General features: G+C 52.8%; 1 protein-coding gene. It reads right to left on the bottom strand.

Annotation, left to right across the window (positions count from 1 at the left end):
• Nucleotides 1–952 precede the first annotated feature (952 nt).
• Nucleotides 953–1,255 carry a hypothetical protein gene (locus E8D52_02115; GenBank protein TKB70910.1) on the bottom strand — a complete coding sequence of 101 codons (303 nt, stop codon included), beginning with the start codon at nt 1,253–1,255 and terminating at the stop codon, nt 953–955.
• Between the last annotated feature and the right edge of the window lie 69 nt (nt 1,256–1,324).

Below are 1,324 nucleotides of genomic sequence, written 5' to 3'. Positions count from 1 at the left end.
ACAAGGCGCAGTATAACAACAATTCAAGCACCGCCCCCTTTATTCAACAGTCCCACCAAGCGTGGAAGTCAGCATGAGAAATGGTGTCATGGCAAGATACCGTTGCAGACGTCGCTATCCACACCACTACGTCAGGGACACATGAAATTGCCAAAGAACAAGCGATAGCGCATAGACCATCGCTTGTCCCTCGTCCGTCCCAACGGATATGTGAACTCGAAACCTCTGCCGTCTGTATTCTATAGCAGACGACTTATTGGCTCTTCTTGTACACCACTAAGCCACCGATAAAAATCACGCCCATGACGATCATAAACATTGCGAGGGTGTCCATGGCTAACTCCTTTCATTGGAATCACGACCTCAAACGTTCGTGTCTACCATCACATTGTGTTCTCGATCCGTGAAAAGCCTGATGAAATCACAGACGAGTAGCCCCCCCACCCGGAAGGCCACCCGCAGTGGGCGCTTAGGACGCCTAGAACATTGTGTCTGTAGTGATAAAGCCCGCACGAGTAGTGGGCTTGGAGGCAATCCGTCAAGAGCATTGCGATCCCCGCCAGCAATGACGTACGTACGCCAGCCGATCACCTCAACACGGCTCATCAGATTTAATACTGTATTCCCTACACGGGAATGTGACAGCCGCGAGAGGACCGGCTAACGTGACTGGGGAGACGCCCGCCCATGACTCGGCGGGCCATTGTAATCCGGTGGACTAAGGTCTTCCATCTTCACCTCCTCCTTGATTCGGAATCACTCGGAGAATCGTGCAGACAGTGAACTATTCTTTCTCTCTATACCTCTTCCAGCCTACCTGTCAACTGGGATACTCAAAATTTCTGCTTCACTGATGGAAGCATAAGCCATGCCTCTTTCATCATCGTGGTATAGGAAATGGGTAGCCCGATTTGGCCTAACGTTTCCAGGAGAATCAGCGGGCGAAATGCTCTTACCGTTGCACACGGAGAGTGGGGCCAAGGGTCAGCCATTTCGTCGGCCCCATCGCAGCCATGTGCGGCATATGGGCCACATACCAGAAGACAACGTCTTGCTCTTGAACTCCTTGATTGTCCTCATCGTAGCCGAGTTGGCCTCGCGCTCCGAAACTCCATGGAACGTCTTCACTGGCGCTGGCTCGCCGAATGGCGACATCAAGGTCGGCAAACTTGTCCCGCTCGCCGTCATCTTTGAGCGGCACATAGCCCGTACCAGGGAGAATCCACACGCCATGGCCGTTCAGCTGATCGCGCACGAACCAGGCTTTATTGAGTGCTGGAATTTTGACATCGTTCCGCTCATTCGTATATTTCCGCCAACCCGG

The sequence above is a fragment of the Nitrospira sp. genome, assembly GCA_005116745.1.
Classification (GTDB): domain Bacteria; phylum Nitrospirota; class Nitrospiria; order Nitrospirales; family Nitrospiraceae; genus Nitrospira_D.
Note: the sequence above shows the minus strand (reverse complement) of the source record. Positions and strands in the feature narration are given on the sequence as shown.